Genomic DNA, 13,499 nt, shown 5'->3' with positions numbered 1-13,499 from the left:
TGAGATGGCCGGACCGTTGAGTGGATACCAAGTTCTTGATCTATCGAGGATTCTAGCGGGCCCGTGGCTCGGGCAGCTTTTAGCCGATCTAGGGGCGACGGTCTGGAAGATCGAACGCCCCTTTACCGGCGACGACACCCGCCACTGGGGCCCACCGCATCTGGATGGAACGACCGAGAGCGCCTATTTCCTCAGCGCCAATCGCGGTAAGCATTCGATTTGCGTAGACATCGCCACGCAAGCCGGCGCTGACATCGTTCGATCTCTGGTCAAGAAGGCCGACGTTCTTATCGAGAACTACAAGGTCGGCGACATGAAGCGGTATGGGCTGGATTTTGAAACGCTCCGCCTCATCAAGCCGGACATAGTGTACTGCTCCATCACGGGATACGGCCAGACCGGCCCGATGAAGACCGTGGCCGGATACGACATGGCCATCCAAGCCATATCCGGGCTGATGAGCATCACGGGCGAGGCCGACGACAAACCCGGCGGCGGGCCCCAGAAGGTCGGCGTCCCAATTTCCGATCTCCTCACCGGAATGTACAGCGCAACGGGCGTGCTGTCGGCCTTACTGCATCGCGAGCGGACGGGCGAGGGCCAGCATATCGACATGGCGCTTCTCGATGTCCAGCTTGCCGCTCTGGCGAACCAGAATCTGAACTACCTGACCACCGGGAAACCGCCGCGGCGATATGGAAATGCTCATCCGAACATCGTGCCCTATCAGGTGTTCAGGTCGAGCAACGGGTCATTCGTCCTCGCGGTGGGGAACGACCAGCAGTTCAGGAAATTCTGCATGGCGTCCGGGCTGCAAGTCCTCTGCGATGACCCCCGTTTCACCACCAACACGGATCGCCTGGCGAACCGCGACGCTCTGGTCTCGATCCTGACCGAGCATCTTACCCAGGAAACGACGGAGTACTGGATCGCCCTTCTCGAACCCATCGGCGTACCATGCGCGTCGATCAACCGGCTCGACCAGGCATTCGCGCATCCGCAGGTCATCCATCGCCAATTGCAGATCAACCTTCCCCACACCACGGGCAAGACGGTGCCGCTCGTGGCCAATCCGATCAAATTCTCGCAAACGGAAATCGAGTATTCCATCAGTCCCCCGATGCTTGGGGAGCATACGAAGCACATCCTCAATTCAATCCTCGACATCGGCGATGATGAAATATCGCGGCTTGAGAAGGACAAGATTATCTATTGCGGATGACACAGGGCGGGCTGCGCGCGCCCTCGGTTGCGGTTGTCAGGCGTTCGACGTGCCAAGACTATCGCTGGCGAGCCGCCGCAGCGAGATATCGCGCTTCTCCTTCGCCCAGCGGATCTCCCGCGTGGAGCCCGGTAAACAGCTGCGATGCTCATAGGTCGCCTCATCGCGAGCCTGCGCATCTTTTGTGCCTCGATGAAGGCGGGTGCGAAGGAGCGTCTCGTTCTTCGATGCTTTCGATCAGACAGGTTTGAGCCAATGTCCAGAATTGCCATGCCCGCTCCCGACGCTGCGATCATCGCCCGCAAGCCCGAAATCGTCGCGGCGTTGAGGGCCGTCCTTCCCGCGGATGCGATCGTCTCGGACCCCGAGGAAACCCGCGCATATGAGTGCGACGCGCTGACCGCCTACCGATGTCCGCCGCTCGCCGTGGTTCTACCGTGCACTACCGAGCAGGTGGCGGCGGCGATGAAGATTTGCCACGATCTGCGTGTTCCGGTTATCCCGCGCGGTGCCGGCACGTCGCTGGCAGGCGGAGCGCTTCCGACTGCCGATAGCGTGGTCATCGGCACCATGCGGCTGCGGGCCGTTCTCGAGATAGATACCGCAAACCGTTTCATCAGGGTTCAGACGGGCGTCACCAACCTTTCCGTCAGCGCGGAGCTGGAGGCGGAAGGGTTTTTCTACGCACCGGACCCGTCGTCGCAGCTTGCGTGCACGATCGCCGGGAATATCGGGATGAATTCCGGCGGCGCCCACTGCCTGAAATACGGCGTCACCACGAACAACCTTCTCGGCGTCCGCATGGTGCTTGCCACCGGAGAGATCGTCCAGCTTGGCGGTCCCCATCTCGGCATGGCGGGTCTGGACATCCTGGGGCTTATCTGCGGCTCCGAAGGGCAACTCGCGATCGTGACCGAAGCGACGTTGCGCATCCTGCCGCGCCCCGAGGGCGCACGGCCGATGCTGATTGGCTTTGACAGCGCCGAAACGGCGGGCGAATGCGTGGCCCGCATCATTCGCTCCGGCCTCCTGCCGGTGGCGATCGAGTACATGGACGATGTCTGCCTGCGTGCGGTCGAGGCCTTTGCAAAAGTGGGCTATCCCGATTGCGCCGCCGTCCTGATCGTCGAGGTCGAGGGCTCGGAAGACGAAATCGCCGATCAGATCGAGCGCATCAAGGCAATCTCATCGGAACTGAACCCCGCCGAATTCCGCAGCAGCCGCAACGCCGACGAGTCGCTGGCGATATGGAAGGGCCGCAAATCGGCCTTCGGGGCGATGGGCCGCTTAGGCGACTATCTGTGCCTCGACGGCACGGTGCCGGTTTCGAAGCTGCCCCACACCCTGAAACGGATCGGCGAGCTCTCAAAGGAACACGGGCTTGAGGTCGCCAATGTCTTTCATGCCGGCGACGGAAACATGCACCCCCTGATCTTGTTCGACGCCAACAAGCCCGGCGACCTCGAGCGAGCCGAATCCTTCGGAAGCGACATTCTTCGCTTGTGCGTGGACATGGGCGGCTGCCTCACTGGCGAACACGGCGTGGGGATCGAAAAACGCGACCTTATGACGAAGCAATATGCGCCGGACGACATGGCGATCCAGATGGAGATCAAGGGGGCGCTCGATCCTCATTGGCTGCTGAATCCGGCGAAGGTCTTCCCTCTCGAGATCAGCCAGCCTCATCGGGAGGCGGCGAAAAGGGTATGACGGAGGGGACGGAAAGCCGGGGCGCCGATGCGGTGGTTCCAGGGAGCGAAGCCGAGCTGGCGGCACTCGTCGCGGACAGCTTCCGGCAGAAGCGGAAACTCCATATTTGCGGAGGTGGCACCCAGAGCCGCGCCTCCGTTGCGGCAGATTCGGTTCTGACGACACGCGAGATTGGCGGGATCGTCGCCTACGAGCCGGGCGCACTGACCCTGATCGTACGTACGGGCGCGTCGGTCGGTGAGATCGAGCGGCTGCTGGCGACCGAGGGCCAGTCGCTAGCCTTCGAGCCGATGGATTATCGCGTGCTGCTTGCGACAGACGGCACGCCGACCATCGGCGGCATGGTCGGCGCCAACCTCTCCGGGCCAAGACGCATTCAAGCCGGCGCATGCCGCGATCACCTGCTCGGCGTCCGGTTCGTCGACGGGCAAGGCCGGATCATCAGGAATGGCGGACGGGTGATGAAGAACGTTACCGGGATGGACCTCGGGAAATTGCTCTGTGGCTCGCATGGGACGCTTGGCATCCTAACGGAGGTGGCCCTGAAAACGCTTCCTTCGGCCGAGGCCCAGAAGACTCTGGTCTTCGGCGGGCTGTCATCACGCGAGGCCGTCGCCATATTCTCGACGGCGCTGGCGACGCCTTTCGAAGTTTCCGGCGCCGCATTCTTCGACAGAACGGCATGGCTGCGCATCGAAGGACTGTCTCGTCAGGTCGAGTACCGGTGCGAGCGGCTGCAAGCCCTGTTCCGCGGCCGGGATATCGACACGCTTGAGGATGGGAAAAGCCGCCATTTGTGGCGAAACCTGAGGGACGTTCGCCACTTTGCCGACCGCTCCGATGCCGTCTGGCGCATCCTAGTCAAGCCTACCGAAGCACCCGCCACGATGGAAGCCCTCGAACGTCTGGGAGGCGAGAGCTCGCTCGATTGGGGCGCGGCGCTGATCTGGTATTGCGGGAACGCGGATTGCGCCGCCGTGCGCGCCGCAGTTCCGGAAGGGGTGGTGACGCTCGCGCGTCCCGGCCCCGGCGGTACGGGTCCCGCGTTCATAAACGAAGCCCCGGGCGCGGCGGCCCTGGCAGCGTCGCTTCGCAACGTTTTTGATCCCGCCGGGATTTTCAACCCGGGCCGGATGGGACGCTGAGATGCAGACGAACTTCACGGCAGAACAGTTGACCGACGCGACGACCAGGCGCTCGAACGAAATTCTCAGATCGTGCGTTCACTGCGGTTTTTGCACGGCCACATGCCCTACCTACAAGGTTCTTGGCGATGAACTCGACAGCCCGCGCGGACGCATTTACCTGATCAAGGATATGATGGAAAACGGCAAGGTCCCGGACAGGCAAACGGTGAAGCATATCGACCGCTGCCTTAGTTGCCTGAGTTGCATGACCACTTGCCCTTCTGGTGTGCACTATATGCATCTCGTCGATCACGCACGGGAATACATCGAGAAAAACTACAAGCGCCGGTGGGACGACCGCGCGCTACGTTGGATTCTGGGGAAAATCCTACCTTATCCCGGTCGGTTCCGTCTCGCATTGATCGGCGGGAAGCTTGCGAAGCCGTTTCGAAGGCTGCTGCCGGACGCCCGCCTAAGGGCGATGCTTGACATGGTGCCGGCCCAAATCCCCTCACCCAGTTTCAACGACCGCCCCCAAACCTTCGCCGCCGAGACCGGCAGGCAGAAGCGCGTCGCCCTGTTGACCGGCTGCGCACAGCGCGTCCTGAACACCGACATCAACGACGCCACGATCAGGCTGTTGCAACGACACGGTTGCGAGGTCGTCATTCCCAAAGGGCTGGGTTGCTGCGGTGCGCTCACGCACCATATGGGCAAGACCGATGAGAGCCACCGCATGGCGGCCGCAAACATCCGGGCGCTCGTCGCCGAACTGGATGGCGACGGCCTCGACGCCGTCGTCATCAACACGTCCGGCTGCGGAACGACCGTGAAGGACTATGGCCACATGTTCCGCGACGATCCGCTGGCGGCAGACGCCGCGCGCGTTTCGGCTCTGGCAAAGGACATCAGCGAAGTAATGAACTCTATCGGCCTCAGGGAACCGGCCCATGCCGAGCCCCTCCGGGTAGCCTATCACGCCGCATGCTCGCTTCAGCATGGGCAACAGATCCGAGCCGCGCCCAAGGATCTGTTGAAAGCAGCAGGTTTCCAAGTGGTGGAGCCGCGCGATGGTCACATCTGTTGCGGCTCCGCCGGCATCTATAATCTGATGCAGCCCGAGATTTCGTCCCAACTCAAGTCGCGCAAGATCACGACATTGGAGGCGACCGCGCCGCAGGTTATTGGCGCCGGAAACATCGGTTGCATGATGCAGATCGGATCGGGAACGGACATTCCAGTCGTTCATATCGCCGAGCTTCTAGATTGGGCGACCGGCGGGCCCAAGCCCTTGTAGGGCTGGGATGCCATAACCCCCGCGAAGAGATACGCGCCTGTCGGGGCGCAATAACGGAGCTTTGACATGACGGATCGGATCGAAGTCGGCGGGCTGCAGGTCGGTCGCAGGCTCTACTCAAACGGCGCGTTGCAGGTCGATCGCACCGGCGTCAAACCCGCGGATTTCTGGGCCGGCTTCGGCAAGCTCGTCCACGATCTCGCGCCGAAGCCTATGAGGCGTGGAACGCCAGGCTCTACCATTTCGTCAACAAGCGCGCAATGCGGCATACCGGGCCGGAATGCGGCCTGCGGGGCCATGCGCAAGGGCATATGGGCCATGCCGGACCTGACGGCCGCCATGCTGGAGCAGAAGATCGGTCATCCGAAGGCTGGCGCGAACACCGCCTGGGTTCCGTCGCCCACCGCCGCCACGCTGCACGCCACGCACTATCACAAGGTCGACGTGAAAGCGCCGAAAGTGCTGAAGTCGCGCTAGAAGGCGAAGCTGGACGACATCCTGTCGATCCCGGTTGCCACCCGGCGCAACTGGTCGCCGGAGGACATCCAGCGCGAACTCGACAACAACGCGCAGGGCATTCTCGGCTATGTCGTGCGCTGGGTCGACCAGGGCGTCGGCTGCTCCAAGGTGCCCGACATCAACAAATTCGGCCTGATGGAGGACCGCGCGACGCTGTGCATCTCGCGCAGCATATGGCGAACTGGCTGCGACGGCATCGTCAGCGAAGCGCAGGTGACGGAGATGCCGAAGCGCACGGCCGGCGTCGTGGATCGCCAGAACGACTGCGACTGAACCGCCGCCCGATGGCACCGGATTTCGACCAGTCCATCGCCCTCCTCGCGGCAGTCGATCTGGTCATCAAGGGCCGCGCTCAGCGGAGCGGCATACCGAGCCGGTTCTGCATGCGCGCCGGCTGGAGCTGAAGGCCAAAGGGGCAGGCGATCTCGGAACAGGATAAAACAATGAAAGCCATCACGCTGCATGTCGCCAACCGCATTATCGAATCCGCGTTGGATCGAGGGCGGGAGCTCAATCTGAAGCCGCTTTCGGTCGCGATGCTCGATGCAGGCGGTCACCTCATCGCGTTCCAGAAGCAGGATGGTTCTTCCATGCTGCGCTTCGAGATCGCCTTTGGCAAAGCCTATGGCGCCCTGGCGGTCGGCTCGGGCTCCCGCTGGCTGAACTCGGCCGCTGCCGAGCGCATTCATTTCGTACAGGCCCTGTCCGGCGTTTCCGGCGGTAAGATCGTGCCGGTTCCCGGTGGTGTCCTGATACGCGGGGAGGCGGGTGAGACCCTCGGAGCTGTTGGCATCTCCGGTGATGCATCGGCCAACGACGAAATCTGTGCTGCGCACGCTGTCGAGCAGGTGGGCCTGGTCGCGGACAAGGGCTAAAGCATTTCCAGCAAAAGCGTGAAACGGCTTTGCGTCCGGAAATGTGGCTAAAAGCGGTTCTGCCGATGAACTTTTCCAGCCGACTGGCCTCAAGTCGTCATGGCCGGCGGGCTGACCGCGCCTTGTGCTCCTTGCTTCGCGGGGTGACGAGAAAGACGCATGACCATCCTCCCAATCGACACCGCCGGCGTGTCATCGACATCGACAAACATCTGATGGCGGCGTGATCGGCGCCGCGCTGGCCCGGCGGGCATCCGTGCGGCCGAAGCCTTGATCGTGGCTGGAGTTTATGATGCAGGCTTTGCACGCTTCCGGCGGCAAAGGAGGCGCTGACCCCGTCAATCATTAGACGATCCGCGCAGTAAGGGAGGCGAAGTGATGGCAGAAGTAAGAAGGCGCTAATCTTGGCGAACAGGCAAGTGCTCGCTGAGACCGACCAAAATCGGGCTGCTTTAATCCGGTCGGTAGTTCCAGCTCTGGTCCGATACCGGCACTACCTGTAGGCGCCCGAGCTGCTCGGCAGCCAGTCGGCCGTGGCGATCTGTTCACCCGCGGGCGCATGTCGGGTTGAACCGCGAATAGACGGCGTGCCGAGATTGAAGACCTGAAAGAGAAGCCAACCGCAGACCAGCACGAGCACGACCTTGCTCAACTACGTCTTCGCTCTTGCGCTACGCGTTCAATGGGCTGACATAACCTATGTCCTGATTCGGAATCTGTCACGCAACAAGGCCGAAAGGACGAACAGACCGGGCCGACCCAACGGCGGCCCTCGGTTACTCGTTTTCGTCCTTTCGCAATTCCCGCCCGATCCAGAGGTAGGCCATTCGAAATCGCACTATTTAGCAGCTGGTTCCGGCGTCGCGAGGAGAGTCTGCCATGTGGCCAGAGCTCGGGACAAGTGTCGGTCCATCAATCCCACCGCCAAGTCGGTGTGACGGCCCTCGATGGCTTCAAGTATCTCGCAATGGTCTTCATAAGCCTTCTTGCCACGCGCGTAGTCTGAAAAGTATATTATACGGCGCTGTTTTGAAAATTCGTAAAATAACTTCACCGTGCGAAGCAGTATTGTATTGTGAGTTGCGGATATGATACCAAGATGAAACGCTGTATCCTCATCTTCAATTGTTTTTTTACTATCAATTGCAAGCTTAGTTTTGCGAAGTATTTTCTTCAGATGATCGATGTCCTGATCTCGCCTTCGGTCGCAGGAAATACGGACGCTCTGCAATTCCAGAATACTTCGCACTTCAAACACGTCCGCGGTCTCTTCAGGCTGGAACGGTAGGCCAGAAGAAGCACGAAGAACGAGGGCCTCAATGCTGCTTTCATCAGAATTTCTAAGATAAATTCCGGAGTTAGGCCTCCGCTCAATCACGCGCATCGACTCTAGAGCAGCCAAAGCCTCGCGAACGGCCCCGCGACTGACATTAAACCTGTCGGCAAAGTCACGTTCCGAAGGCAACCGTTCGCTCGGCTGATAGCGACGCTCATCGATGAACGAGAGTATTCTCCCTACAACGTTCGGGACACCGGCAATTCTATCGCCTTCAATCTTTTCAAGCATATTTTGGTCTTTTTCCAGCCGTTCGTTCATTCCAATCAGGTCCATCTCGATACACGCGGATCACTTGGCAGCTCAAGGCCAAAGTACCAGTGAAACCCAAATCGGTCTACCAAATTGGTAACTCCGATTCCGAGTCTACGTCGGGGGTCATGGAAAGGCCAGCTTGGAACGCAACGAACCTAGTGTCACTTAGCAATTGAAAGGGTTCTTCCCCACTTTGTGGGTGGCGATTTTGGTCAGGCGGCAGCACGCGTGCCCTGAGCAGCTCCAGGCCAGCTCAGCCATACATTGCACGCTTGATTGCCTTCAGGCGGATGATTTGGCCTTCCGCTTGGCCGTTGCTCCAGGGCAGCTCAATGGCGTTGTAGACGGCGTCAAGATCGCGGTGCAAGACGCGTGCGAACCGCTCAATTGCGACCAAACGCGAGTTAACGGCATCGTCAATCCAGCTGTCGAGCCTGTCCGGATCGCGGCTGCAAAGATTCCGCAGAAGCGCATGCCAAGGCTGCGCATCAAAACGAACTCAGGCGAGCCCTGATTCAAAGCATCGACCCTTCTCGCCTGGCTGATCGTCAGCATGCTTCGCGGCTTCATGCAAGAGGGCAGCTGCGCCTACCGGCGAGATCACATGGCCGGTCTCCGGATCGCATATCGGGACAGCATCGCGGCCCGGTTAGGGCAAATGCCGAAAGCTGGTCCGGCGGTGGAAACAACCCAGCTGTCATCGTCAGGGAGCGAGATACCCAAAACTTTGACCCCTGGGCCGGGCGACCATTTCGTTTTCGTTTTCGCTTGCATGCCCGCTCATAGCGGCAGCATGTCTAACGGCAAGTGAACACGCAAAGTGAGGAAGACCCAACAAACTGAGAATCGCACTGAGAATTTGGCACTTATCCGAGAACGCCGCGATGACTATAATGGCGGTTTTGGCTGAGTGCATCAGCATTAGGAGATCTTACAAAGGGTTGCTCCGTGTCAGCAGCCGTTAAGCGCCAAGACCCGTCCAAAAGATTCTCAGATTAATTGCCACAACTCGCCGGACCACCTGCATTCTGACGATTAAATGCCAACCGACAGCCCCTGGCCGACGGACGTGCGCTGCCGGAAACAAATCGGCACGTCCTCTCGAAATCATGGCCCGGCTTGGAACGCCCGAGGCCCTAGTTGATCGATGATGCCAAGCCCGACGATCTATGTGGAGCAGTGCGCCGCCGAATCGAGAAAGACTACCGTCGAGATAGCGTCAGCAGGCGTTGGTATCGGGTGTCCTTCTCAAGACGTGGGCTCTTCTCGGCAATATGCATCAAGGCACGATCCAGCCCGTTTGGAACAATCGCCCCCTCCTCCGTCCCCACTGTTTTATCCAGTATCGACAGGAACGCGGCGGCATCTTCAGCGGAATCCACGCCACTGATTGTCTTATCCGACCGATCCAACACGCCATACTCATAGAGTGACCAGGTATCGAATGGTGTGAGGTATGGGAGGATGAGGTTTGTCGCTTCCGCAAAATGTGGTCTGGCCTTTGCTGGGAAGTCCGCGAGTGCGTCCGACAATGCGGGGGATGACAATGTCAGCTCCTTCGGCCAGACGTCTTCAAACACCTCCTTGATTAAGGCGAACCGTTGCGACGGGGTCGGCGGTGGTTCGACGCCTGGGTTCTCGAGATAGTTTTTCATGGCCCGGAGAGCATTTGTGCGGACTTCGTCTCCCCCTATGCGCAACAGCTGCTGCGTAAGGCGGATCGGAATGGCAGGATCGCGACTTTCGCGCTTGTCCAGGATCGTCGCGTAAATTGCTCTTCTGGCAAGGGCGCCACGAACTTCCGCAGCCATCTCGTTTCCCGCTGCCACTTCAACCAGCATCGGACCGACCTGTACCAAAACATCGCGGGCGGGCATGTATCGGGTATCTGCGAAGGCCCGCCATAGGTCGCCGTTCTCGCCGCGTGCCTCAAGCAATGGCGCCAGCAAGTTTTTCCGTGTCCAGGCCTGATCGGCCGACCAAAAATATTCGAAGAACATCATCGTCTGGTATTGCGCTTGAAGCTTCGCTTCACCCGTTGCCTGTTCTAGGGATAGAAGTGCCTCTGACCAAGGCGGTTGCGCGAGTGTCCCGGGTTTAAAGGCTGGTATTGCTCTAATGAGCCCGTGGACTAGCTGGCCGACGGGCGTCGAGTACGACCGATCGCCCAGCCGGCTATCGGACCCCGGCGCTCTGTTGGTTTCAATAACAGCCACGGGCCAAAGCGCGAGCCACGCGCGGATGTAATCGCCTTCGCCATTCAACAGGCGGTCCCAGATCGAGATCCACGTGGTAAGGCCCGATAGGGCCTCCTGCAGCGTTTTCACGTCCGTGCCGGCGATCTCACCGCACGCCCTCAGCGCTGTAGGAACTAGCGCTTGGTCCTCCGCGGTGGCGGTATCTCTCCCCGCATTAATGTCCTGCGGCCGGAAACTGTAGCCGAATGCTTGCCAAACTTTCGCACGAGCCGGCGAGTATGGTTTACCTGCAAGCAGGTCCAGGATCAGGTCTGGATTGCGGCCTATATAGTCGGATGCAGCTCGGCTGTTGTTGTCCCATCCATCGTCGCCCAGCTGTCGCGCTAGTTCTTCAATCAAACGCGACGGAGGAACATCAGCGAACGCGGGATCGCCGCCTCGATCATCTTTGAATGACCTCACGCCCGCCGCGAAGTCTTGCGTGACGGATGCCAAAGCGATTTGCTGAGGTTGCTCCGAAGCTGCTTTTTGCAGCCAGTCTTCGGCCTTGGCGGAAAGGTGCCCGCCGGCGAGCTTTATGCGCTGAAGTTCCGTCATGCTGAGCCGGACCAGAGCATTTTTAGCTTCGTCTTTCCCGAGGCGCTTTCTTAGACGCCCCGCCGGTTCTCCTTTTAGTATTCGCCGTTCCAGCTGTTGGGTAACCTCTTCCGGAAGCGAGTTCCAACGTACTGCCCGCAACTCGGCAATCTCCGGAAACGCGTGTGGCCACCAGAATTCTTGGTCATCGAGTTTTGTGAGGAACTCGGCGACGTCAGTTGCTCCGATCATTGATTCGTCGCGTGCGACAGCCGCCCATAGGCGCTTGTAGAGCTTTGAGCGATCAGTATCCCACGAAGACACGACGCGAGAAGCTGCCTTCTTGTCGAGCAGCGCGAGGCGTTTCACGACCGCGAAAAGAAGCTTGGTGGTGGGTGCAAAGCCCTGTTTGTGGCGATCTGGCTCGCCCCCGCCGTCAGCGAATTGCTCTGGCGGCACGTAATATACGCGCTGGACAAGCCAGCTCATCGGATCTGCGTCGCCGATGTAACCAATCCGACGGGCTTGGTTCAGCCCGCTCAAAAGAGCAGCATTCAGCGCAACAGCGAGCTCGAACAGAAAGTCCCTGTCTTCCGACTCGCCAAGACCTATCTCCTCCGGCGCAATGCCCCGTCCGCCTTCCATCGACACCCAGAAAATGTCGCGGACGCGCTTTGGCTTCTTGGGCAGCTTGTGCCCGAACGCTTCATATTTCTTGCCGTTCTCAACTCGAATCCACGGCCTGACCGCGGCGACTATGAGACTGATAATCTCGGTGGGGCTACCGCCGGTTCTCAGTTCGTGTTTTATCAGAAGCCGATCTTGAGAGGCGTCTCCCGAAGGACCGTCCCAGAACTCGAAGAGATATTGCCATGCTTGCAGATAAGGCTCGGCAATTTCTTTCACCCTGTATTCGACCAAATCCCGCAGCGCCGTTCGCTCCGCAATCTGGTCTGGGCGCAGTGTTAGCGCCCACTCAAGAATACTCCGGTCGGACAGGCGCTCGATCGCGAAAGCTCGAGTGTTCTGAGCGATTTTCGCGTCCACATCGTTAAGTCTCGCGGTTCTCATCTATCGCCCTCGCGCTAAATCGCGGACCAACTGGTTGAGGATGCCAAGCCATTTCGGCGAGGCATCCTTAGATGCGAGGAGCCTGCTGAGTTCGGCCTGTTCGCTCGGATTTGATCGTCCAATGTAGTAGCGAATAAACGACTGCGCAGCTTGGCCACCCGGGCCGTCGGGATCAAGTTTGGCGATCGCCACTAATTGCTTCTGGATCCGGGACGCGTTCCGTTTGTCCGGGATAATCTCGGACCAGCGGGTCAGGACTGCCCCAAGAGCTTTGTGGTTGTCCGCTTTGTCATAGGGGATCGGTGTAATCCCACGTGACTTCCATTCGACGGGCGTCCGCTGATCCGTCGGATCGCAACCGACGAATGCATAGCGTGGTTTCAGGTCGACGAAGTGCCGCTCGTCCGCAGCGATTGCGTTGAGCAGGTACCGGACTGGCGAGTCATTGGCGCTGTAACCGACCAGCACCAAGTGGAAAATGCGGGCTGCATCGTAAAGGAACGACGTGATGATATGCCGCCGCAAATACGCGTCGCCGAAATCCTGATCGGTCAATATGAGAGCCGATCCACGCTGAGATTTGAGCGGCAGCATGCCGTGTATGTGCAGTATTCCCGAAAACTCCGTGCTGCGGCTGGGATTTGGGATTTCACCGAGAGCATAGGCGTCGGCAGAATACTTCTCGCGCTTTGCCGCGATGCTAAGGAGGCGGTCGAAGTTCGTGGTGACGAGCAGGGTTTCTCCGTACCTCTGCCCGAGGCGCACTAGCGCCGTGTGTAAAGGGTTGGGTTCGACTGTCCGCTCCAGGACCTTCCGTGCGGCGCGGCGCAGGGTGCTCATTTTGCTTGGGTCGCCATCGATCCGACGTTCCAGCATGCCGAGGACCACGTCATATTCATTCTGCGCGAAGAATTTTAGCTCCGTCCGCTGCTGGTCCGTTAACATTCCAGTGATCTCGTGCCACTTCGGCGGATCCGTCTTCTTCCGAAGCTCCGCCAAAGGCGCCTTCATTGCGGGGTCGATCTCCGCATAGATGTCTGCAACCAGACCCCCGAAGTCGGGAAGTGACGATGGCGGGGGGTAAGATGCACCAGCACCAACGATGAAAAGGACCTCGCCACGATCTCTGGCAACGAGCAATTCCGGAGGGAGTGGCGGGAGGTCGGCGCCAAGAACAATGGGTGTGGTCATACGGACAGATACGTTGATTCGAGCGAGGCAATCTCAGCTTCTATAATCAAAGTTGCACGGAACGCTAATTGAAATTAATCGGAGATTTTTGAGCGCCAAGGGGTTTCACGAGAGGCGTTACA

General features: G+C 59.6%; 11 protein-coding genes and 1 pseudogene. 7 read left to right on the top strand and 5 right to left on the bottom strand.

The annotated features are described in order from the left end of the window. Window positions 1-4: 4 nt before the first annotated feature. The 7 genes from J2Y63_RS30305 (at window position 5) to J2Y63_RS30275 (ending at window position 6,750) form a co-directional block, all read left to right on the top strand. Window positions 5-1,222, top strand: coding sequence for a CaiB/BaiF CoA transferase family protein (locus tag J2Y63_RS30305; RefSeq protein WP_036588661.1), 1,218 nt, complete (start codon window positions 5-7; stop codon window positions 1,220-1,222). A gap of 255 nt (window positions 1,223-1,477) precedes the next feature. Beyond that, a complete protein-coding gene (locus J2Y63_RS30300; protein WP_036588744.1) occupies window positions 1,478-2,932 on the top strand; it encodes an FAD-binding oxidoreductase in 1,455 nt (484 codons plus the stop codon). Continuing rightward, window positions 2,929-4,077 carry an FAD-binding protein gene (locus J2Y63_RS30295; RefSeq protein ID WP_435269069.1) on the top strand — a complete coding sequence of 383 codons (1,149 nt, stop codon included), beginning with the start codon at window positions 2,929-2,931 and terminating at the stop codon, window positions 4,075-4,077. Before J2Y63_RS30300 ends, J2Y63_RS30295 begins: the two co-directional genes overlap by 4 nt. 1 nt (window position 4,078) lies before the next feature. Further along, a complete protein-coding gene (gene glcF, locus J2Y63_RS30290; protein WP_077548349.1) occupies window positions 4,079-5,356 on the top strand; it encodes a glycolate oxidase subunit GlcF in 1,278 nt (425 codons plus the stop codon). A 66-nt stretch (window positions 5,357-5,422) separates the two neighbouring features. Continuing rightward, a complete protein-coding gene (locus J2Y63_RS30285; protein WP_435269068.1) occupies window positions 5,423-5,833 on the top strand; it encodes a hypothetical protein in 411 nt (136 codons plus the stop codon). Between the two features lie 114 nt (window positions 5,834-5,947). Then, entirely contained in the window at window positions 5,948-6,148 is a 201-nt protein-coding gene (locus J2Y63_RS30280; RefSeq protein WP_413037881.1) for a hypothetical protein, read from the top strand. A 170-nt stretch (window positions 6,149-6,318) separates the two neighbouring features. Next, window positions 6,319-6,750, top strand: a complete 432-nt coding sequence (locus J2Y63_RS30275) for a GlcG/HbpS family heme-binding protein (protein ID WP_435269067.1) — start codon at window positions 6,319-6,321, stop codon at window positions 6,748-6,750. A 493-nt stretch (window positions 6,751-7,243) separates the two neighbouring features. Here the strand turns inward: J2Y63_RS30275 and J2Y63_RS30270 are convergent, their stop codons facing one another. The 5 genes and pseudogenes from J2Y63_RS30270 to J2Y63_RS30250 form a co-directional block, all read right to left on the bottom strand. Further along, complete coding sequence (locus tag J2Y63_RS30270; protein ID WP_155269259.1) at window positions 7,244-7,402, bottom strand: hypothetical protein; 159 nt, start codon at window positions 7,400-7,402, stop codon at window positions 7,244-7,246. Window positions 7,403-7,588: 186 nt separating this feature from the next. Further along, window positions 7,589-8,347 carry a FadR/GntR family transcriptional regulator gene (locus tag J2Y63_RS30265; protein ID WP_328589415.1) on the bottom strand — a complete coding sequence of 253 codons (759 nt, stop codon included), beginning with the start codon at window positions 8,345-8,347 and terminating at the stop codon, window positions 7,589-7,591. Between the two features lie 247 nt (window positions 8,348-8,594). Next, window positions 8,595-8,972: pseudogene (locus J2Y63_RS30260) on the bottom strand (transposase); the annotation flags it as partial. 571 nt (window positions 8,973-9,543) lie between these two features. Beyond that, window positions 9,544-12,162: a hypothetical protein gene (locus J2Y63_RS30255; protein ID WP_435269066.1), complete on the bottom strand. Its 2,619-nt coding sequence runs from the start codon at window positions 12,160-12,162 to the stop codon at window positions 9,544-9,546. A 24-nt stretch (window positions 12,163-12,186) separates the two neighbouring features. Further along, window positions 12,187-13,377: an SIR2 family protein gene (locus J2Y63_RS30250; RefSeq protein ID WP_435269065.1), complete on the bottom strand. Its 1,191-nt coding sequence runs from the start codon at window positions 13,375-13,377 to the stop codon at window positions 12,187-12,189. Window positions 13,378-13,499: the final 122 nt, after the last annotated feature.

The sequence above is a fragment of the Shinella sp. BE166 genome (genome assembly GCF_051201095.1).
GTDB classification, from domain to species: domain Bacteria; phylum Pseudomonadota; class Alphaproteobacteria; order Rhizobiales; family Rhizobiaceae; genus Shinella; species Shinella lacus.
The sequence above is the reverse complement of the archived record's forward strand: the minus strand, read 5'-3'. Positions and strand labels throughout refer to the sequence as shown.

Coding starts and splice junctions, on each gene's coding strand:
- J2Y63_RS30305 (WP_036588661.1), top strand. CDS start 5: ATGGCCGGACCGTTGAGTGGATACCAAGTTCTTGATCTATCGAGGATT.
- J2Y63_RS30300 (WP_036588744.1), top strand. CDS start 1,478: ATGTCCAGAATTGCCATGCCCGCTCCCGACGCTGCGATCATCGCCCGC.
- J2Y63_RS30295 (WP_435269069.1), top strand. CDS start 2,929: ATGACGGAGGGGACGGAAAGCCGGGGCGCCGATGCGGTGGTTCCAGGG.
- glcF (WP_077548349.1), top strand. CDS start 4,079: ATGCAGACGAACTTCACGGCAGAACAGTTGACCGACGCGACGACCAGG.
- J2Y63_RS30285 (WP_435269068.1), top strand. CDS start 5,423: ATGACGGATCGGATCGAAGTCGGCGGGCTGCAGGTCGGTCGCAGGCTC.
- J2Y63_RS30275 (WP_435269067.1), top strand. CDS start 6,319: ATGAAAGCCATCACGCTGCATGTCGCCAACCGCATTATCGAATCCGCG.
- J2Y63_RS30265 (WP_328589415.1), bottom strand. CDS start 8,347: ATGAACGAACGGCTGGAAAAAGACCAAAATATGCTTGAAAAGATTGAA.
- J2Y63_RS30250 (WP_435269065.1), bottom strand. CDS start 13,377: ATGACCACACCCATTGTTCTTGGCGCCGACCTCCCGCCACTCCCTCCG.